This is a genomic window from Hymenobacter daeguensis (assembly GCF_054780555.1).
In genome coordinates this window covers 139,518-159,403 of record NZ_BAAGWC010000011.1, presented here as the reverse complement: position 1 = coordinate 159,403, position 19,886 = coordinate 139,518, and the positions used below count along the sequence as shown (strand labels likewise).

Here is a 19,886-nt window from a genome sequence, read left to right as displayed (position 1 = left end):
GAGAAACAAAGCCGGCCCCGCGCGAGCAGAACCGGCTTCGGTGAAAAGAAGTGCCCAAAGCGGGCCGAATGCCAGGCTACGCCAGCAGCCCGCCCGCCCGCGAGGCATCCACAACCTCGGCGGCTTGCAGGGCCTCGTCGAAGGCGGCGGCGGCATCGTCGGGCGTGTACACCGTGGAGAATGCCGTGGTGACGGGAATGGCCGCCACCGTGCCCACGCCGCCCTGGTTGATGTTGGTTTCGACCGCGCTGGGCTTGGCCGGCGCGTAGGCCGGAATGCTGTAGGTGGTGCCCCCCAGCGCCACCACCGTGGAGGGCGTGGCGGTGCCGGTGATGCCGCTGGTGTAGGTGGCATCAGTGGCCAGGTCGTCGGCCGCGTTGGGCCAGGGCAGCTGGTTGCGCATGCCCCGGATGTGGGCCGCGTGGCGGGCTTCCACAGAGTGAATTTGCAGGGCCGTGGTCAGCAGGTCGGTGCCGGCAAGCTCGGCGGCGCGCCCTTTGTAAGCGCGCACGCCGGTGTCTTCCAGCAGCTGGGCCACGCTCAGGTAGCCGAGGTAGGTGTTTGGAACACTCGCTGGCAGGCCCCGAAAGCGCACGCCAGTGGTGGCAGTGCCCGCCACCGGCGTGCCCCCGGCCGCCCGAATGGCCGTGCTCAGATAAGCCACGTGGGCATCCTCGTGCGTTTTGATGGTTTGGATGGCTGCTGCGGGGGCTCCCGCCGGAATGAAGCCAGTGGCAATGAACTGCCGGTAGAAATCGGCTTCCAGCAGTTCCAGGGTGAGGGCGTAGTTCAGAATATCGATTGGCGTGGAAGCAGTGCCAGCGTAGGCTTTCTGAAACAGCGCGCCCAGAAACAGCGGCGAGGCCGCCAGCGCCGTGCGCTTAGCCACCGTGCCCAGCGAATTGAACACCGCCCGGCGCGAATCGAAGCGGCCGAGCACGTCGGAATCCACTTCCGCCAGCTGCTCGATGATATTAAATAGGTTCATAACGAATGACGGGGCGAGAGAAGCGGTAGAAAATTATTGGCCAATGGTGCTCACGTCGAGCTGCACCACGTTGGCATCCAGGTATTTGTTTACCTCCTTGATGACATCGGCCGGCGCCAGCTGCTTGTCGAAGCCGGTGGCATCTACCTGGTCGGCGGCGGCGAAGGAGCCGGGCGTGAGCAGGTCGCGCACGTAAGCGGCGTGGCGCGCTTCTACCGATACAATCTGGCCCGCAATGCCCACGTAGGCCGGCACTTTAAAGAGCTTGCCCGCACCGTTATAAGCCGCTACGCCGAGGTCTTCGAAGGCTTTGGCGGCGGCGAGCACCTGCGCGCGGCTGGTGAAGGTGATGCTGTCGAGGTTGAAGGTGAGCGTCTGGAGCAGCTTGCCGGCGAAATCCCGGTTGATGGCTGCCTGCAGAAAGTCGCGGTGAATGGCCTCGTGCTTGGCCACGCTGGTAAACACGGCCAGCTCGGCAGCGGAAAGGCCCGTGGCGGTGCCCGTCGTTACTACTTTGGCGTAGAACGCGGCTTCGAGCTGCTCCAGCGCATAGGCATAGTTCAGCACGCTGGCATCGCCGGTGCCCACGCTCACGTTGATGCTGGCCGCGACGGGGTCAGACGATTTCGAGCAGCCGGCCAGCACCAGGGCCGTAGCGCCCGCCGTGGCCCCGGCATACATGAAGAAGGAGCGCCGCTTGATGGGCGCGTACAGCGGCTGCGCAAGCTGCGGGCTTTCGGAGCCGGCCGGCCGAAGGGTATCGGACATGAGCGAATAAAAATGAATGAGCAAAGTGAGTACGGAAGGCTGCAACCACCGGCGCGGCCCCGGCGGTTCCGCCACCGGGCCAGCGGCCTGATACAGCCAGCGTGCCCGGCGCGGAAAGAAGATGCCGATACAAAGCTAACGCGTTGCAAGCGTCGGCACAGAAAATGCCCGCGCGCCCCGGGCTACCAACAGCAAAGCCGGCCCCGCGTGCTGCGGAGCCGGCTTTGAGTGATGGATGCCGCCCGAGCGGCCGTCCCGTGGTTGTGGTTAGGCCAGCAGGGCCAGGCCACCAGCCCGCGAAGGAGCCAGAATTTCGGCAGCCTGCAGGTACTCGTCGAACGCTGCTGCAGCATCGGCCGCCGTGTACGTCGTGCCCAGGCCCGTGGTCAGGTTCACGTTCGATTGGGTTACGTTGCTTTCTACGGGGCTGGCGGCGGTATAAGCCGGGATGCCGTAGGTAGCGCCCCCGGCCGTGATGGAGGTGGCAGTGATGGGGTTGCCGCTGCCATACACCGGGGCCGTGAGGGGTACCGAAGCCAGGTCGTCGGTATTGCTCACCCACGGGGTCTGGCCGCGCATGGTGCGGATATGGGCCGCGTGGCGGGCTTCCACCGAGTGAATTTGCAGGGCCACAGTCAGCAGGTCGGTGCCGAGCAACTCGCCGGCGCGGCCCTTGTAGGCGCGCACCCCGGCATCTTCCAGGGCCTGGGCCACGGCCAGGTAGTTGGCGTAAGTGGCCGGGAACGAAGACGAGAATACCGCCGGATTGAAGCGCACGCCCGAAGTAGCGGTACCCGCTACCGGCGTGCCGCCCAGGCTGGTAATGGTGGTTTTGAGGAGGGCGACGTGCGCGTCCTCATGCTTTTTAATCTGGGCGATGGCCGCTGCGGCCGGAGTGCCCGCCGTGATGGTATTGGAGGCCTGGAACTGCCGATAGAAGTCGGCTTCCAGCAGCTCCAGGGTCAGGGCATAGTTCAGCACATCGACCGGCGTGGAGGTGGTGCCGGCGTAGGCTTTCTGAAACATGGTGCCCAGGAACAGCGGCGTGGCCGCCAGCGCCGTGCGCTTGGCCATGCTGCCCAGGGAGCTAAACACCGAGCGGCGCGAATCGAAACGGTCCAGGACGTCGGGGTCTACTTCCGAAAGTTGGTCGATTATCTTGAAAAAATTCATGGCGAAGGAGAATTGCGATTGAAGAAAGGAATTAGTTATTGACCCCTACGTAGCTGCCGTCCAGCTTTTCCGTAATAAAGGCTTGGGCAGCCGTGAGTACCTCGGCGGGCGACATAGACTTGTCCAGGCCGGAGGAGTTCACTTGTTGGTCGTCGGCAAACGAGCCGTACGACACCAGGTCGCGGATGTAAGCCGCATGGCGGGCTTCAACCGAAACAATCTGCCCGGCAATAACCAGGTAATCAGCTTTCTTAATGAGTTTGCCCGCGCCGTTGTAAGCGGCCACGCCCAGGTCTTCAAACGTTTGGGCGATGGTCAGAATCTTGGTCCGGGTCTGGAAGGTATCGGCATCGTACTTCGGCGTCAGGCCGCGCAGCACCTGGCTGCCGGCATCGCGGGTGATGGCGGCCTTAAAGAAGTCGCGGTGAATGGCTTCGTGCTTGGATACCTGCTGGAAATACGCCAGTTCGGCTGCGGAAAGCACGGCGGCTCCCGTCGTCACCACTTTGCTGTAGAAGTCGGCTTCGAGCTGCTCCAGCGCATAGGCATAGTTCAGCACGCCCACATCGCCCGAGCCCAGGCTGATGGCCCCGTTGGAGGTCATGGAGTTGCCGGCGGGCAGCGTCGGCGTGGTGTCGCTGTCTTTCGAGCAGCCGGCCAGCACCAGGGCCGTGGCACCTGCCGTGGCCCCGGCATACATGAAGAAGGAGCGCCGCTTGATGGGCGTGTACAGCGGCTGGGCGAACGAAGTATCGTCGGCGCTGCGGGGCTGAAGGTTGTCAGACATGAGCGGGAAATGGTTTGGTGAGAGATTGGAGTAGGGGGAAGACAATAGAGTGCCAGCCGGAGCCGGAGGTCCGTTTTTTTTAAAGCAAAACCCAGCTTGAAGGGGTGATTTAGGAGCAGATACGGCTTCCGCAGTGTTTAGGGATTCATTCGGCCCTCATTTTTTTGTTTTTTGCGCCGAATTGCTTATATAAGCGAAATGGTTTATTGCCGTCGGAAAGCCGATTCCAGCGGTTGGCGCTACTTTTAAGGTCTGCTACTAAGCCAGTGACTATGGGACGACTTTTTGGGATGCTGGTGCTGCTGTGGGGGCTGAGGCAGCCGGGCACGCCTGCCACCGCCCCGGCCGCCCCCGCCCAAACGGCCCCGGCCGATGTGCTGCTGCTGCCCGGCCCGGCCACGCTGCCCGTCACGGGCACCTACACGCTGGCTTTCCGGCTGCGCGGCGGGCAGCTGGGCAAATACTCGGACTTTCCGGAGCTGGAAGGCTTCAAGAAAAGCGGCAAAACCAGCACCACCACCACGCGCATCGTGCAGGGCCGCCGCTTCTCCGACCTCACCATCACGCAGCGCTACGTGCCCTATGGCGAAGGCGAAATCGTCATCAAGCCCTTTCAGATGACCGTGAACGGCGTGGTGCTGCGCAGCAAGGGCAGCACCGTGCGCGTGGGCGCGGCCCTGCCCAACCCGGCCGCCCTCACCAAGCCGGTGGCGGGCAATGGCCAGCTGCAGGCCGTGGGCGACCTCGACAAGATGTTTGGCAAGCCCAAGCCCGTGCTCTACCAGGACGTGCCCGACCACGCCTTTCTGGCCGTGGTGGCCGACCGGCCCCGCGTGTTCGTGGGCGAGGGCGTGCGCGTGGGCCTGTATTTCTACCTCAAGCCCGAAGACCAGGCCCTGCTGGCCTTTCACGATTTCAACGACCAACTGCCGCCGCTGCTGCACGAGCTGCACCAGCCCACCGCCTGGCAGGAGCCCGGCCCCGAGCCCAGCGTGACCCCCGATACCGTGCGCCACCTGGGCCAGCGCTACCTGCGCTTCCGGCTGGCCGAAAACCTGTATTATCCGCTCACGGCCCAGTCCCTGCGCTTTCCGCCCCTGGCCCTGACGATGGTGAAATTCAAGCTCTTGAAAAAGCCTGAGCCCGGCCAGGACAACCGCCTGGCGGGCTACAAAACTTTTTACTCGCCGGGCGTGAGCGTGCAGGTGCAGGCGCTGCCGCAGGCCGGGCGGCGCGGGGCTGTGGCCGTGGGCAGCTACACGGTGCAGGAGGCCATCAGCCGCACAAAGTTTCGGGTGGGCGAGTCGTTCACCTACACGTTCGGGCTGGAAGGCAAGGGGAATCTATCGGCCCTGCTGGCCCCGGCGCTCGCCCCCTGGCCGGGGCTGGAGGTGTACGGCCCCGAGGTGCGCGAGCAGCCCGCGCCGGGCGGCGGGCGCAAGCTGTTTCGCTACCGGCTGGTGGCCCGCCAGCCCGGCGTGCTGCCCCTCGACAGCCTTTTGCAGGTAATCGTGTTCAACCCCGCCACCGCCCGCTACGATACCCTGCGGCCCGAGTTGCGCCCCGAAGTGCGCGGCGTGGCCACCGCCGCCGCGCCCCTGCCCAAGCCCGGGGACGACCCTTTCTACGGCCCGGCCCTGGCGGGTGCCGATACCACCTTGCAGTCGGTGGACGTGTACCGCGACGTGCGCCGCTACGCCGACTGGCTGCTGGCTGGGCTGGTGGCCGTGGCCGGCTTCGGCTGGTGGCGGGCCGGGCGGCAGGCGTAGTTTTGCTTCTTGAATTTGGTGCTTAGTGCCTGGGCTTGATTTAATCATGCTTCTAAGTGCCAGATAATAAGCACCAACAACCAAGCACTAGAAAAAATGTCTAATACTTTCGGCACCCTCTTTCGCATCACCACATTTGGCGAGTCGCACGGTGCAGGCATCGGGGTAATTATCGACGGCTGCCCGGCCGGTGTGGCCGTCGATGCGGCCCACATTCAGGCGGCGCTCGACCGGCGGCGGCCCGGCCAGTCCGACCTCACCACGCCGCGCAAAGAGGCTGATGCGGTGCACATTCAGTCGGGCTTGTTCGAAGGGCTCACCACCGGCACGCCCATCAGCCTGTTCATTCCCAACGCCGACCAGCGCTCCGACGACTACTCGCACATTGCCCACGCCTACCGCGCCAGCCACGCCGACTACACCTACGACGTGAAATACGGCCGCCGCGACTACCGCGGCGGCGGCCGCAGCTCGGCCCGCGAAACGGCCGCCCGCGTGGCCGCTGGCGCCGTGGCCGCCAGGCTGCTGGCTCATTTCGGCATCGACACGGTGGCCTACGTGTCGGCCGTGGGCGAGGTGGAAGTGCCGTTGGATTACACGGAGCTCGACTTGAGCCTCATCGATAGCAACCCGGTGCGCTGCCCGCACCCCGAAACCGCTGCGCTGATGGAAGCCCGCATCCGGGCCGCGCAGGCCGCGCACGACACCGTGGGCGGCGTGATTACGGGCGTGGCCCGCCACGTGCCGGCCGGCCTGGGCGAACCTGTGTTTGACAAGCTGCCGGCCGTGCTGGGCCATGCGCTGCTCAGCATCAACGCCGTGAAAGGCTTCGAGTTCGGCTCCGGCTTCGAGGGAACGAAGCTGCCCGGCTCGGTGCACAACGATGAGTTTTATACCGACGAAACCGGGGCCGTGCGTACCCGCACCAACCACAGCGGCGGCAGCCAGGGCGGCATCAGCAACGGGCAGGATATTTATTTCCGCGTTGCCTTCAAGCCCGTGGCCACGCTGCTCCAGCCCCAGCAAACCATCAACGACCAGGGCGAGGCCATTACCTTGGTAGGCAAGGGCCGCCACGATGCCTGCGTGCTGCCCCGCGCCGTGCCCATCGTGGAAGCCATGACCCAGCTGGTGCTGGCCGATTTGCTGCTGCGCGCCCGCGCCAACCGGTTGTAGCCCGCACTGATGTAGGTACATTTGCAACCTCCGGCACCCCATTGCGGTTGTACCTTTGCCGCGGCCGCTCCGGCGGCGCTTTCCTCCTGATTTTTAAGCCCCCAGCCATGTCTGTTTCCATTTATGCCGAAGCCTCTCCCAACCCGGAGAGCATGAAATTTGTCCTCAACCAAAACCTGCTGGCCGATGGCGTGAGCGTGGATTACCCCAACCTCGAAGCCGCCGCCAACTCGCCGCTGGCGCAGGAGCTGTTCGGGTTCGACTACGTGGGCCGCGTGTTCATCGCCCAGAACTTCGTCACGGTCACCAAAAACCAGCCCGAACTGGGCTGGACGCAGCTCATTCCCGAGCTGCGCCAGTTCCTGAAAAGCTACGTGGAGGCCGGCGGCCCCATTTTCCTCGTCGACCCCGCGGCTGAGCAGAAAGCCGCCCAGGCGGCCACCGCCGGCGACCCCACCCAGCAGGAAGGCCAGATTGCCCAGAAGGTTATCGACCTGCTCGACAACTACGTGCGTCCCGCCGTGGAGCAGGACGGTGGCAACATCACCTTCAAAAGCTACCACGAAGGCATCGTGACCGTGAACCTGCAGGGCTCCTGCTCCGGCTGCCCCTCGGCCACGGTTACCCTGAAATCGGGCATCGAAAACCTGCTCAAGCGCATGGTGCCCGAGGTGCAAAGCGTGGTGGCCGAAGGTATTCTGGTGTAAGCAAGGATTGATTGGTGAAAAAAGAAATGCCCGCCTGATGATTCAGGCGGGCATTTCTTTTTTCACCAATCAATCCTTCCGTTACTTCAGCTGCGACTTCACCGTGAAATTCCGGGCCACGGTGAAGCCGAAATAAATGTCGCCGTTGAAGAAATTGCCGTCCGTCTGGGGCACGAAGAACTTCTCGGTCATGCCTTTGGAGTTGGTGAAGTGGAGCTGGAAAACGTGGCCGCCGGTTTCAATGTCCACGCCCACGCCGAGGGCATTGTAGTACGTATCGGCGGCGTAGCCGGGCAGCAGGTAGAAGTAGTCGGCGGTGAGGGCGATGCGCTTGGTGAGCTTCTGGCGCAGGCCTGCGCCGATGGAGTACACGTCGTTCTGCATGCCGGCCAGCGGCACGTAGTTGCGATGAACGAGCGTGGGCATGAGCTGCACCGACAGGCTGGGGCTGAACTTGCGGGCAATGAGCACCTGGTAAGCATAGTCGAGGCGCGAGGCAGTGCTGCGCTCCGGCACATTGGCCACCTGGTTGAATTTGAGCGTGGTGATGGCCGACGAGGCAAACAGCGTAACCGAAACCGGCATGGGCCGCGCGCCCATGGTTTGCTGCAAGGCCTTGTATTTCAGAAATCCATCGAAAGTTTTTTCCTGCGAGCTGCGGCCCACGCCCACGGCCAGCCGGTCGGTCAGGCCGTACTCGAAGCTCAGGCGCAGCACGGCCTGGTCGAGGCCGAAAAATTCGTAGGCGCCGCTGTTCAGCGTGCCGAAGCGGTGCTGAATGAGGAAGGCCAGCGTGCCGTGGCCCGGCGTTTCGATGGACTGCGCGTTGATGATGTGCGTGCCTTTGAAAGTAGCCGTCACCACCTCGCGCTTGGTCGAGTCGGTGGTTTGCTTTTCCAGGTCGTTCAGCAAATCGGTCTGGGCCTGGGCGGGGTGGGCCAGGGCGCAGGCCGCCAGCAACACGCCCGAAAAAAGAGCAGCAGAGGTAAAGCGTCGGGTCATATAAAGAGGGCGGAAAATGCGGCGTAAGCTACTGATGCAGGCGCGGAAATGGCTAGCGCTGCGGGGTGGCGGCGGCCCCCACGGCCCCGGCCACGGGGGCGCAGGCCAGGGCCACGCGCACGGTCACGGTCTTGGCAATGTTGCTGCGCACCAGCAGCGGAATCTCAATGTTGTAGTCGGCCGAAGCCACCGGGAACGTGGCCGAGGCCAGCAGCTGGCCGCCCCTGAGCTCCACGGTGCCGGGCACCTGCACGCGGTGCGTCACGCCGTGCAGGGTGAGGTCGCCTTCTACCTGCACGGGGTGCGCGCCGGCGGTGCTCAGCGTGGCGGCATCGAAGCTCACAAAACGGCCCGCAAACGTGGCCTTCGGAAATTTATCCGACTCCATGTAGTTCTCGTTGAAGTGCTCCTGCATGAGGGTGCGCTTGAACACGAAGCTCTTGACGGGCAGGCTGAACGCCAGCTGGCCGGTGGCGAAATCGAGCACGGCCGCCACCTGCTGGCTTTTGGCTTCGATGTCTTCGATGGGCGTGGCCGAGAAGAAGGAAACCTGCCCCGTTTTGGTCATGTACCTGGCCTGAGCGTGGGAGTACGTGAGCCCCGTGCAGAGCAGAAAAGTGGGCAGGAGCAGAAAAAAGGGCTGTTTCATAGTGCAGAAAAGAGGTTAGTTATTGGGCTTGCCAGCCGCTATCCAGGCCTCGATGCGCTGGATGTCGCAGTCCGACAGCTTGTCGCGGTTCTGGGGCATGGGCGGGTAGTTGGGTAGCCGCTTGATGCAGCCCAGCATGCGGGTAGGGGAGTAGTACTGGTTGATGCCCTGGTAGTTGCTGAAATCGAACCCCGCGCCTTTCACCCCCGCATCGGCGGCGTTGTGGCATTCGCGGCAGTGGGCATCGAAAATGGGCGAAATCACCCCGGCGTAGGTCACGTTTTCGTGGGCCACGTCGCAGGCCGGGGCGGGGTCGCCGTGCGAGTAGGTGCAGCTGGCGGCCAGGCCCAGCAGCAGGGCGGCGGTGCCCGCCAGCGCAGGACGGATGAATGCAGAAAAAGCGTCGGGAATGGGCATACCGAGTGAGAGCAAAGCTTGAAATAATGAGAGGGACTGGCTTCGGGCCAGTAAGTTACACGCCGCCCGACGGGCTTAGCGGCTAAAAGCCGTACTTCACGCCAAAAAACACGCCGCCGCTGGTCAGGCGCACCTTGCCCGCGCCCACGCCGGCCAACGGAATTTTGGCGTAGGGCTCAGCCTGCACGCTCCAGTGGCTGCCCAGGCTGCGCTCGTAGCCGAACGAGAGGTTGAGGATGCTGAAGAGATGCTGGTTGGCATTGACCAGGCCGGGGAGGTCCCAGGCTTTATAAACGCCGTTTTCCAGGTAGTCGTAGCTGTAGTTTTCGCGGTGCATGAAAAACGACGACAGGCCCGCCGCGCCAAACCAGCGGGCGTGGTCCTGCACCACGGCATCGTAGCGCAGGTTCAGGGGTACGTCGAGCACCGTACACCGGCCCTCTACCCAGCTGAAGCTGCGGGTTTGCGCCCTGGGGTAGTCGCTCCAGTCATAGTCTTCGCGGTGGGCGTAGTATTCCTTATTGGCCCGCAGCACGCCGGTGCTCACGCGCAGCCGGTTGGTGAGGCGGTATTCCAGCAGCACGCCCAGGTTGAGCAGCGGGCGCTCTACACCCGCAAAGCGCACCGTTGTGACATCAGGCGCCGCCACCAGCCCGACGTAGAAGCGGGGCTGTCGCGCGGGCAAGGGCAGGGCTACGGTTGTGGTCGTTGCCAGGGGCGTGGGCAATGCATCCGCAGCCGTAGATGCGAGCCGGACCGGGGCCGGAGCCAGCGCGGCAACAGCCGTTGCGGAGGTGCCGGCCGAAGCGGCTGGCGCGTCGGGGGCCGGGGTTTCGCCGGCAGGCGTTGCCGGGGCGGCCTGGCTCAGCAAAGGCGACTGGCTTTCGCGGCGAAGCTGGCTTGGGGAAGCTGCATCTGCAACTACGGCCTTGGCAGGGGCTTCGGTGGGAGCCGCGAGGCTGCCAGCCGCCGGATGCTGGGTGGGGTGCTCGGCAATGGCCGCCGTGCCACCGCCGGCCTGCCGGGCCGGGGCGCCCGCCGCGGGCGCTTGCAGAGCTATGCGCTCCGGGCGGGCGGCTCCGCCCCGGCCCGTAGTCAGTCGGGCGTGTCGCGAGGCGGCAAAGCGCTGGTAAGCGAGGCGGGATGCCGCGGATTTACGCCGGCGGCCGGGCATCGCCGCCACAGCGGCGGAGAAAGGCGAGCTGGCTGCAGCAGGAACCGCCGCTGCCGTAGGAGCGACAGCAATGGCTGCCGAACGCGCTGCTGATTTTAGCACGGGCTTTCCGGCCGCTGCGGCATCAGAAGCTTTTGCCGTTGAGGTGGCGGCTGCTCCCGTGCTGCGCGGTGCCGCATCAATAGCCGTGGCTGCGGTGGCAGCTTTTTTTGCAGAAGTTGGGCGGTCTGATTCGGGGGCATCGCTGGCCACCGCAACAGCGGCAGCGCTGGATGATTTCGAGGCTTTTTCCGCCAGGCGAGTGGTGCCCGCCGGCCACAGCAGCCAGCCCAGCCCGACCAGCATCACCACGGCTACTTCGGCCGCAAAAAACTTCCACAGCCGGCGGCGCACGGCGCGCTCAATCACGGCCTTGTCCAGCTCGGTTTCCAGCCGCAGCCAGGCGTCCAGCGGAAAGGGCGTGGGTTCCGGCTCCGGCGGGTTCAGCCGTTGGAACGCCTTATCAATATCATTATCCGACCACATAGCGTGCTTTATCAGGAGTAGTACACTGGGCCAGCATCGTCCGCAAATGGGCTCGGGCCTTGAATAGATTAGATTTAGAAGTACCCACCGAAATATGAAGCTGCTCGGCAATTTCCTCGTGGCCGAAGCCATCAATCACCGCCAGGTTGAACACCGCCCGGTAGGCCGGCGGCAGGCGCTGCACCAGGCCCAGCAGCTCATCGTAGCTCAGGTTATCAAGCGGGGTGGCGGCCTGGTCGGCCTGGTTCAGGGTCACGTCGTCCAGTTCCTGCTGGTGCTGGTGGCGCTCGTTGGCGCGGTAGTGGTCGATGGCCGTGTGAATCATGATGCGCTTGAGCCAGCCCCGGAACGAGCCCAGCACATCCTCGGGGTGGCGGGCCATGTCGAAGCGGTACAGGTCGCGGAATACCTTCAGAAAACCGTCGTTGACGGCCTCCATCGCCTGGTCGCGGTCGCGGGCGTAGCGCAGGCAGATGCCCATCGCGAAGCCGTGAAACTGCCCGTACAGCCGCCGCTGCGCCACCCGCTCCTGCCGGACGCAGGCCGCCAGCAGCTCCGGGAGCGTCGGCGGAGTATAATGCGGTGGGGAAACGTGCAGCATAAGCAGCGGTTGGCGGGCTTCTACCAGACCACTCGGAAGATAGGCAAAAACGGTTGCCCGGGTATAAAAAAAGCCCGGCACTGGGCCGGGCTTTTTTCGTAACAGAGGCGCAGCTGCGCCCTGGTGCCGCTACACGGTGGTCGTGCTCAGCTTCGGAGCATCGCCGGGCGTGCTGGTGATGTCCTCACCGCGCGCGATGCGCTCCCGCTCCTCTTTCTTGCCGTAGGTGTCGAGGATAATCGGGGTGGCGATGAACAGCGACGAGTACGTGCCGAAAATCACGCCGATAATCATGGCGAAGGAGAACGAGCGGAGGGTTTCGCCGCCGAACACGTACATCACAAACACCACCAGGAACACCGTGGTGAACGTAATCATGGTGCGCGAGAAGGTCGAGTTCAGGGCCGGGTTCACCACCTGGGCGAAGGTCAGCTTGGGGTTCTCGCGCAGGTACTCGCGGATACGGTCGTAGATAACCACCGTGTCGTTCATCGAGAAGCCGATAACCGTGAGCAGCGCGGCCACGAAAATCTGGTCCATCTCGTAGTTCAGGCCGAAGAGGCGGGCAATCGGGAAGGCGGCAATCACGAGCAGGGCGTCGTGGAACAAGGCCACAACCGCCGCCATCGAGTACTGCCAGCGCTCGAAGCGGAACAACACGTACACAAAGATGCCCAGCAGCGTGAGGCCCAGCGACAGCACCGAGGTGCGCTTGATGTCGTCGGCGATGGTGGCACCCACTTTCGACGTCGATTTGATAACCGGGGCGTCGGCGCTGTAGGCTTGCAGGCCCTGGTTCAGGGCGGCCACTACTTTGGCGTCGGCGGCGGGGCTTTCATCTTCGGCCAGGTAGCCGGTGGTGATGCGCAGGCGGTCGGGCGAGCCGTACTGCTTCACTTCGAGGCCGGCATCCTGGAACGAGGGACGGATTTTGTCGGCCACGTCGGAGGCTACCATCGTCTTGTTGAAGTCCACCACGTAGGCGCGGCCACCTTTGAAGTCCACGCCCAGGTTCGGGCCGCCCTGCACGAACATCAGCACGAAGCCGGCCACGATGAACAGCGTCGAGAAGGTGTACGCCAGCTTGCGCTTGCCCACGATGTCGAAGTTCAGGTTCTTGAACAGGTTGCGCGAAATCATCGTGCTGAAGGTCATCGGGTGGTTTTCGTTGCCCTTCACCATCCATTCGATGATGAGGCGCGACACGAATACGGCCGACAGGAACGAAGTCAGTACCCCAATGCCCAGCGTGATGGCGAAGTTTTGCACCGGACCCGTGCCGAAGAAGCCGAGAATGACGGCAATCAGCATGGTCGTCACGTTCGAGTCGAAGATGGCCGAGAAGGCGCGCGAGTAGCCTTTGTTGATGGCATCATTCAGGCCGAGGCCGTGGTCCAGTTCCTCTCGAATCCGTTCGAAAATCAGTACGTTGGCATCCACCGAGGTGCCCATTACCAGAATCAGACCGGCGATGCCGGGCAGCGTGAGGGCGGTGCCGAACTGCGCCAGCACGCCCAGAATCAGGAAGATGTTGAAGAGCAGGGCGATGTCGGCCACGATGCCGGCACGGCCATAGTAGAAGGCCATAAACAGCATGATAATCACCACACCGGCCAGCGACGAGTACAGGCCCTGGTTGATGGCTTCTTTACCCAGCGACGGACCCACTACGGCTTCTTCCACGATGCGCGTGGGAGCAGGCAGCTTACCAGCCTTGAGCTGGTTGGCGAGGTCGTCGGTGTCTTCCACGCTAAAGCTGCCCGTGATGCTGGTGCCGCCGCCCGTGATTTCGCTCTGCACTACCGGGGCCGAGCACACGTAGTCGTCGAGCACCATGGCCACTTGCTTGCCGATGTTGGCGGCCGTCATCTTAGCCCACTTGCGCGAGCCGGCGGGGGTCATGTTCATCAGCACTTCGGGCTGGCCGTTCTGGCCGAGGTCGGCGCGGGCATCGTTGATGGCTTCGCCGCTCAGCATGGGCACACCGTCGCGGGTTTTGCGCACGGGCACCAGCTCCAGGTATTCCTGCTTGTCGATGGTGGTGGGCTTCAGGTTCCACATCAGGGCCAGGGTGGGGGGCAGGGCAGCCTTGGCTTCGGGCGAGCGCAGAATTTTGTTCATGGCCGAGGTGTCGCGCAGGTTCACGCCCAGGCGGCCGGGCATGGTGAAGAGCTTGGCGAGCACGCCGGGCTTATTGGCTGCGGCCGAGTCGGCGGCCGATTTGCCGGTCTTGTCTTTCTTGGCGAGCTGGGCAGCCAGCGAGGTCGAGTCGCCAGCGGCGGCGGTAGCCGTGGTGTCGGTAGCGGTGGTATCGGCAGCGGGGCCGGCTTTGGCAGCGGCTTCTTTGGCTTGCAGCTGCTTGTCGAGGGCCACCAGATAGGGGCCTACTTCGTTCTGGTTCCACACTTCCCAGAACTCGAGCTTGGCCTGGCCTTGCAGCAGCTTGCGCACGCGGTCGGGGTTGTCCACGCCGGGTAGCTCGATTTGCAGGCGGCCGGTGCCTTTCACGCGCTGAATGCTGGGCTGGTTCACGCCGAACTTGTCGACGCGGGTGCGCAGGATGTTGAACGAGCGGTCAATGGCTTCTTCTACTTCCTTGTCGATGGCGCCAATTACCTTCTCGTTCGAGGAGTTGATGTCGATGTTGCGGCTCTTGTTGGTGGTGTTGGCGAAGATGCTGGCCAGCGGCTTGCCACCCGCGTTCTGCTGCCAGGCCTGGGCAAACAGCGCCGTGAACGGCGTGCTGGAATTGGTTTTCTGGGCTTCCTGGGCATCGGCCAGGCTCTTGTTGAAGGCCGGGTCTTTGCTGTTGCCGCTCATGGCGCGCACGATTTCGACGGGCGAAACTTCCAGCGTCACGTGCATGCCACCTTTCAGGTCGAGGCCGAGGCCGAGCTCGCTCTGGCGCACTTCGCGGTAGGTGAAGGGGCCGAATACGGGGGCGCGCCACACCGAGTCGAGGTAGTGCTGACGGGCCGCTTCGTCGAGCTTGCCGTTTTTGGTGGCGTACACCACCGCCTTTTCCTGCACCCCGCGCGAGACGTAGGTGAAGAAGAGGAAGTACGCGCACAGCGCCGTGACAACGACGGTTAGCGCGATGATTAATCCTTTGTTACGCATTAGAAAAAATAAATGAAGAATGAAGAATGAGGAATGAAGAATGGGAAAACACGATGAGGAATGAGGAATGAAGCGCTGACCGACGACCCAACGGGCACGTCTGCCATTCTTCATTCCTCATTCCTCATTCTTCATTAAAAACTAGGGGGCCTGCGGCGACAGGGCCACGGCCAGCAGCCGCGCCCGGAACACCTCGCCGGCCCGAATGCCGGCCAACAGGCGTGGGGCGGCCAGCAGCTGGCGCAGCGTGGGCAGCCAGGTGGTGGCCAGGGCCGGCAGCGGCAGCCAGGCCGTGCCCAGCGGGGCCACAAAATGCTTGGCCGAGCCGGTGGCTTCGAGCAGCACTTTTTGCTTGACGACGGTGGCGCGGGTGGGGGCGGCCCAGGTTGTTTCGCCTTTGCCCACGGGGCGCAACACGCTCACGGCCCGTTGGTTGAGGCCCAGCACGAGCAGCACCGTGGCGGTGAGCCAGGCAAAGCGGAGCGAAAACCAAAAACGAGAGAGCAGAGCCGACATGGTACAAACGGGGTCTGCAAAGATACTATTTTGGGAGCAACGGGCACAAGGCCTTTGCAGGCTGCTAAAAAATAGCGCTTATCAGGCAGCAAATACAGGTGGTGGGCCGCCTTACTCGTTGATTGTGGGCATGCGTGTATTCGCTGCTACCATTCCAGCTTAGTGCCATCACGCAAATCTGCGGGGGCAATTTCGACGGGTCCGGTTCCGCACCTGGCCAAGCCGGCCAGTACGATATCCCGCATTTCGTTCAGATTATTCCGCACGTAGGGGTGAGTGAGGGTTCGGTACTGTTCGGCTACCATCTTCACGGTCAGCTCGCCCAGCGTTGTAGCGGGCAGCGCCCACCGCGCCCAGGGCAGTTGACTGATGATGGTAGCTGCCGCCAAGCCATTGACCACGGCCATGCCCCAGCCGGGTGCCAGCCCTCAGCACAGGGCCGCGCCTACGGCCCAGCATGCGGCAAAAAGCAGCGCTGGCATCTGCAGCCGCGGCAGGGGCAGTGCGGTGGCTTGCCGCAGCTCGCGCCATGGCTGCCGCCGCCGGTGCCACGGCAGCAGCACCTGCAACCGGGTGCATGGCGCGATTGTGGCGCGCTCCCAGCCCTGAGCCATCAGGCCCCGGCGCAGCTGGTAAAAGGTGTGCCGGGGCCTGATGGCAGTCGTCAGCCCTTCCGTGTTTTCGCCGACGAGTGCCACCAAGTGCCGCTCTACTACCGCCCAGATGTCGCCTACTGTCGAGGCTTGGGCAAAATCGTCGCGGGCGAAGCGGATGCCGAAGCTGCGTTCCCATGCCGGCACAACGTCCCAGCCAAACATTTCGGCGTCGAGCTCTACTTGGGCAAGGGCCATGTTTTCAATTACTAAGAACCGGCCTCGCAAGCCTACTTCAACGCCTCAAACGACCACTGCGCATCGGCCCAAAACGCATCCAAAGCCACCAGCCGGGGCTTGAAGAAGGAGATGAGCGCCGGCCAGCTTTCGCGGTTGAAAATATTGGCCGGGGACAGGTCCTTGTAGATGCGGCTCAGCGGCTGGCCGTTGGCATCGGTGGCATCGGCTTCCCAGGTCCAGGTTTCGCCCAGGGTTTCGTGCAGCAGCGTGCGCAGCTCCAGAAACTGCTCCCAGAACAGCTCCCGAATGCCCGCGTCGGGGTGCGTGAGCTCGATGCCGATGCGGGCCTGGCTCTTGTCGGCGTGCATCCGGAAGTACACGTTCTTCAGGCCCGTCTTGTAGTTAATCCAGTTGGTAGTGTCGCCCTCGGCCGAGGGCACGGGGGCCATGTACTGCCCAAACGCGGTCCAGAATGCCTGGCGCAGCTGGGTTACTTCGGCTTTGCTATACATCTTTTAGGGTAGGGGGGGGGAGGGGGTAGGAGGGTAGGGGTTATTACTATGATAGTAACGACTCCTGCCCTCCTACCCCCTCACCCTCCTGCCCTAAAAATTACAGTGGTGTAGCCCACCAGCCGGCTTCGTTGCTCTGAATGGCCACGCCGCCCGCGTTGTGGTAATATTCTTCCACGCACTCCTTGAAGCCGGCGTTGTTGGTGCTGGCGAAGCACACGGCGTGGTCGGCGGTGGGCAGGGGGCCGGTGTGCACGGCAAACACGCTGCCGCGCTCGGCCTTGGTGATAATGAGGTAGGTCGTATCGGTGAGCTTGCTCAGCGAGGCGTCGAACGCCTGCCCGTATTCGCTGTCGGGCGTCACGGCTACGCGCAGCGCCGCATTGCCGGCCGGGTGTTGCAGCACCCCGGTCTGGCCGTTTTTGTCGCAGCTCATCAGCCCGATAAGGCCGGCCGACAGCAAAAAAGTAAAGCGTAGAAATGAGCGTTTCATAAGTAAAGAGGCCGGGTGGCTGGTGAGGGCGGTGAAGAGCGGGCAGACTTGCCAGGCAGCAGGAGGGAGGCTGCCTGAAATCAAAGGTTCAAGTTAATCTATTTTAACTTATACTTTGTGCAGGGGCCATAAATTTATACGGCCCCTGCGGCCAAAGGTGCCATCGCCGGGCTCTGAGCTCACCGCCGGCCGGCTCCTTACTGCTCGGCCCCGGCCGCTACTTTCGATTTGAGGTAGCCCACCAGCACCTCCAGGCCGCGCTCGAAGTGGCGGTTGTTCGGAATCACGATGTCGGCGTAGTGCTTGTAGGGCGCAATGAACTGCTCGTAGGTGGGCGCTACGTGGTGGGTGTAGCGGTAGAGCACGTCGGCCAGGTCGTAGCCCCGCTCGTCGCGGTCGCGGATGATGCGGCGGTGCAGCTTCACGTGCTCCTGGGCATCGATGTACACTTTCAGGTTGAGCAGCTTGGCAATCTCCTCGAAGTGAAACACGAAAATGCCCTCTACCACCACAATGGGCGCGGGCCGGAACACGAGCTCCTTCGGCGTCACGGCCGCGTTGTTGAAGGTGTATTCCTGGCGGCGCACCTCGTGGCCCTGGCTGATGCGCAGCACGTCGGCGGCATAGGCAGCGGCGTCGATGCTGGCCGGCAGGTCGAAGTTTTCTACCCCCATATCGTCGCGCAGCTGCTTCTCGCGCGGATGGTAATAGTTGTCCTGCGAGATGAGGCAAATCTGTTCCTCCGGAAAAGCTTCCAGCAGCCGGCGCAGGAAGGTGGTTTTGCCAGAAGCGCTGCCGCCGGTAATACCAATTAAGTAAGGGGTCTGCATAGCAGGCAAAGATAACGGGCTGCAGTGAGCAATGAGTCATCATCAATGAGCAATAGACCCGCCGACGCGCTCAAACTGCTCATTGATAATTACTCACTGCTCATTGAAAGAAACGCTACCAGCCCCGCTACGGCCCGCGCCCGGTGGCTGATGCGGTTTTTCTCGGCCCCGGTCATCTCGGCAAACGTGCGGCCGTCGCCCTCGGTGGGCACAAACACCGGGTCGTAGCCGAAGCCGCCCGCGCCCCGCGTTTCTTCGGTGATGTAGCCCGCCACGGCGCCCGCAAACTCGTGCATGGTGCCATCGGCCCCGGCCAGCGCCACTACCGTGCGGAACTGGGCCGCGCGGTCGGCCGCGCCAGCCAGCTTGTGCAGCAGCTTGGCTACGTTGTCCTGGGCCAGGCGCTGGGGGCCGGCGTAGCGGGCCGAGTACACGCCCGGCTCACCGTTGAGGGCCTGCACTTCCAGGCCGGTATCGTCGGCGAAGCAGGCCACGCCGTAGTGCTGGCGCACGTACTCGGCTTTCTGGCGGGCGTTGCCTTCGAGGGTGTCCTGGGTTTCGGGCAGCTCTTCGTGGCAGTTGATGTCGGCCAGGCTCAGCAGCTCGATGCTGGCGGGCAGCAGCGGCCTGATTTCATCGAGCTTATGGGCATTATTGGAAGCGAAGCAAAGACGCATAAGGAGCAATAGGGGCTGAAAAAATGATGCGTAAATACAGAACGTCATGCTGAGCGCAGCCGAAGCATCTCTGCCGCGCAAGTAATTATTTACTCTTGCAGTAGAGGTGCTTCGGCTGCGCTCAGCATGACGCTCTTTCTTTTATTCTCAAACACGCCAGCCAGTGGCGCTACCGGAACATCGACTTGATAGTGCCCCAGGAGCGCTGCACGGCGCTGGGCGTGCCGGCCAGAATGGTCAGGTAGCTCTGGTCGCCGTTGGGGCTGCGCACGGTGAGGCGATAGGTGTAGGGGCCGTTGCCGGCGGCCGGCGCGGGCGTGTAGGTGCCGGGGTTGGTCTGCCGGTACACATTGGCGTCGAGGTACTGGTAGCGCCGCAGCCCGGTCGCGGCCGTGGTGTTTACCACGGTGAAGCTGGTTTCGGTAGCGGCTTTGCGCGAGAGCTCGAAGCCCGTGACGTTGGCTTCGGAGTCCACTTCCCAGTCCACGCGCACCGTGGAGCCGGTGTAGGCCGCCGTGAACAGCGTGAGCGTAGCCGCATAGGCCACGGCCACGCTCCCGAGCAGCAGCAGCAGGATGAAGGGGCCGGAACGGCGGAAAAGACGGCGGATGAGTACGGGTTTCAGCACGCGCGACGAGCCGACCCCAAGTGCGGGTCGGATTCAAATGTACAACCTTTTCAGAAAGCCAACAAGCTCAGCCGCACGGCGTGAAGTGGTGGCGTGCCCGGAAAATCTTTAGACCGGCAGTTGGGTATTTCCGAGCTAAGCTGTACTTTTGCAGTCCCTTCCGCAAAATCGGCAGGGTTCAATTGGTAAAACAGGCCCTTCGATATGAAAAAAGACACGCACCCCGAGTATCAGGAAGTAGTATTTCAGGACTCTTCTTCGGATTTTAAATTCATCACCCGCTCCACGATGAAGCCGACCGACACCATCGTGATGGAAGACGGCAAAACGTATCCGCTGGTGAAAATCGAAGTTAGCTCGGCTTCGCACCCCTTCTACACCGGCAAAAACATGTTCATCGACACGGCCGGTCGCGTGGAGAAATTCCGCAGCCGCTACGCCAAGAAAGAGCAGAACAGCGCCAACAAAGCGTAGCTTTTGCTTTGCTGCCAGCGCACTGCTATCAGCGGTCAGCTTTTTTGAAAACTCCTTCCGGCGAAAC

The 19,886-nt window shown here is 63.1% G+C and carries 22 protein-coding genes; 4 read left to right on the top strand and 18 right to left on the bottom strand.

Going from position 1 to position 19,886, the window contains the following annotated elements; all coding sequences use genetic code 11:
- Positions 1-76 precede the first annotated feature (76 nt).
- The 4 genes from ACYVHT_RS13905 to ACYVHT_RS13890 form a co-directional block, all read right to left on the bottom strand.
- On the bottom strand, positions 77-988 hold the full coding sequence (locus tag ACYVHT_RS13905; RefSeq protein ID WP_460552754.1) for a ferritin-like domain-containing protein: 912 nt from the start codon (positions 986-988) through the stop codon (positions 77-79).
- 33 nt (positions 989-1,021) lie between these two features.
- Complete coding sequence (locus ACYVHT_RS13900) at positions 1,022-1,756, bottom strand: ferritin-like domain-containing protein (protein ID WP_460552752.1); 735 nt, start codon at positions 1,754-1,756, stop codon at positions 1,022-1,024.
- 267 nt (positions 1,757-2,023) lie between these two features.
- A complete protein-coding gene (locus ACYVHT_RS13895; RefSeq protein WP_460552749.1) occupies positions 2,024-2,929 on the bottom strand; it encodes a ferritin-like domain-containing protein in 906 nt (301 codons plus the stop codon).
- Positions 2,930-2,960: 31 nt separating this feature from the next.
- Positions 2,961-3,716 carry a ferritin-like domain-containing protein gene (locus ACYVHT_RS13890; RefSeq protein WP_460552746.1) on the bottom strand — a complete coding sequence of 252 codons (756 nt, stop codon included), beginning with the start codon at positions 3,714-3,716 and terminating at the stop codon, positions 2,961-2,963.
- A 272-nt stretch (positions 3,717-3,988) separates the two neighbouring features.
- Here ACYVHT_RS13890 and ACYVHT_RS13885 point away from each other — a divergent pair, with 272 nt between their 5' ends.
- The 3 genes from ACYVHT_RS13885 (at position 3,989) to ACYVHT_RS13875 (ending at position 7,368) form a co-directional block, all read left to right on the top strand.
- Positions 3,989-5,485 carry a BatD family protein gene (locus ACYVHT_RS13885; protein WP_460552743.1) on the top strand — a complete coding sequence of 499 codons (1,497 nt, stop codon included), beginning with the start codon at positions 3,989-3,991 and terminating at the stop codon, positions 5,483-5,485.
- 96 nt (positions 5,486-5,581) lie between these two features.
- Positions 5,582-6,661, top strand: coding sequence for a chorismate synthase (gene aroC / locus ACYVHT_RS13880; RefSeq protein WP_460552740.1), 1,080 nt, complete (start codon positions 5,582-5,584; stop codon positions 6,659-6,661).
- A gap of 107 nt (positions 6,662-6,768) precedes the next feature.
- Positions 6,769-7,368 (top strand): NifU family protein, encoded by a 600-nt coding sequence (locus ACYVHT_RS13875; protein WP_460552737.1) that lies wholly within the window; start codon positions 6,769-6,771, stop codon positions 7,366-7,368.
- Positions 7,369-7,449: 81 nt separating this feature from the next.
- Here the strand turns inward: ACYVHT_RS13875 and ACYVHT_RS13870 are convergent, their stop codons facing one another.
- The 14 genes from ACYVHT_RS13870 to ACYVHT_RS13805 form a co-directional block, all read right to left on the bottom strand.
- Positions 7,450-8,370 (bottom strand): DUF5777 family beta-barrel protein, encoded by a 921-nt coding sequence (locus ACYVHT_RS13870; RefSeq protein ID WP_460552734.1) that lies wholly within the window; start codon positions 8,368-8,370, stop codon positions 7,450-7,452.
- A 52-nt stretch (positions 8,371-8,422) separates the two neighbouring features.
- The gene (locus ACYVHT_RS13865; protein ID WP_460552731.1) at positions 8,423-9,019 is read right to left on the bottom strand and encodes a YceI family protein; all 597 of its coding nucleotides are present in this window, start codon (positions 9,017-9,019) and stop codon (positions 8,423-8,425) included.
- A gap of 15 nt (positions 9,020-9,034) precedes the next feature.
- A complete protein-coding gene (locus ACYVHT_RS13860) occupies positions 9,035-9,436 on the bottom strand; it encodes a c-type cytochrome (RefSeq protein WP_460552728.1) in 402 nt (133 codons plus the stop codon).
- Between the two features lie 82 nt (positions 9,437-9,518).
- Positions 9,519-11,135 (bottom strand): porin family protein, encoded by a 1,617-nt coding sequence (locus ACYVHT_RS13855; RefSeq protein WP_460552725.1) that lies wholly within the window; start codon positions 11,133-11,135, stop codon positions 9,519-9,521.
- Positions 11,122-11,736, bottom strand: a complete 615-nt coding sequence (locus ACYVHT_RS13850) for an RNA polymerase sigma factor (protein ID WP_460552722.1) — start codon at positions 11,734-11,736, stop codon at positions 11,122-11,124. The genes ACYVHT_RS13855 and ACYVHT_RS13850 overlap by 14 nt, the downstream gene beginning before the upstream one ends.
- Before the next feature lie 129 nt (positions 11,737-11,865).
- A complete protein-coding gene (gene secDF / locus ACYVHT_RS13845) occupies positions 11,866-14,856 on the bottom strand; it encodes a protein translocase subunit SecD/SecF (RefSeq protein ID WP_460552719.1) in 2,991 nt (996 codons plus the stop codon).
- Between the two features lie 141 nt (positions 14,857-14,997).
- Positions 14,998-15,372, bottom strand: a complete 375-nt coding sequence (locus tag ACYVHT_RS13840; RefSeq protein WP_460552717.1) for a hypothetical protein — start codon at positions 15,370-15,372, stop codon at positions 14,998-15,000.
- A 146-nt stretch (positions 15,373-15,518) separates the two neighbouring features.
- Positions 15,519-15,779, bottom strand: a complete 261-nt coding sequence (locus tag ACYVHT_RS13835) for a hypothetical protein (protein WP_460552714.1) — start codon at positions 15,777-15,779, stop codon at positions 15,519-15,521.
- Between the two features lie 21 nt (positions 15,780-15,800).
- Positions 15,801-16,223: a hypothetical protein gene (locus ACYVHT_RS13830; RefSeq protein WP_460552711.1), complete on the bottom strand. Its 423-nt coding sequence runs from the start codon at positions 16,221-16,223 to the stop codon at positions 15,801-15,803.
- 32 nt (positions 16,224-16,255) lie between these two features.
- Positions 16,256-16,717, bottom strand: a complete 462-nt coding sequence (locus ACYVHT_RS13825) for a DUF4268 domain-containing protein (protein WP_460552708.1) — start codon at positions 16,715-16,717, stop codon at positions 16,256-16,258.
- 100 nt (positions 16,718-16,817) lie between these two features.
- Positions 16,818-17,210 (bottom strand): hypothetical protein, encoded by a 393-nt coding sequence (locus tag ACYVHT_RS13820; protein WP_460552705.1) that lies wholly within the window; start codon positions 17,208-17,210, stop codon positions 16,818-16,820.
- 197 nt (positions 17,211-17,407) lie between these two features.
- Entirely contained in the window at positions 17,408-18,040 is a 633-nt protein-coding gene (locus ACYVHT_RS13815) for a uridine kinase family protein (protein WP_460552702.1), read from the bottom strand.
- A gap of 89 nt (positions 18,041-18,129) precedes the next feature.
- On the bottom strand, positions 18,130-18,717 hold the full coding sequence (gene rdgB / locus ACYVHT_RS13810) for a Maf family protein (RefSeq protein WP_460552699.1): 588 nt from the start codon (positions 18,715-18,717) through the stop codon (positions 18,130-18,132).
- A 169-nt stretch (positions 18,718-18,886) separates the two neighbouring features.
- Complete coding sequence (locus tag ACYVHT_RS13805) at positions 18,887-19,345, bottom strand: hypothetical protein (protein ID WP_460552696.1); 459 nt, start codon at positions 19,343-19,345, stop codon at positions 18,887-18,889.
- A 204-nt stretch (positions 19,346-19,549) separates the two neighbouring features.
- On the opposite strand from ACYVHT_RS13805, the gene ACYVHT_RS13800 reads away from it, so the two are divergent.
- Complete coding sequence (locus ACYVHT_RS13800; protein ID WP_460552693.1) at positions 19,550-19,819, top strand: 50S ribosomal protein L31; 270 nt, start codon at positions 19,550-19,552, stop codon at positions 19,817-19,819.
- Positions 19,820-19,886: the final 67 nt, after the last annotated feature.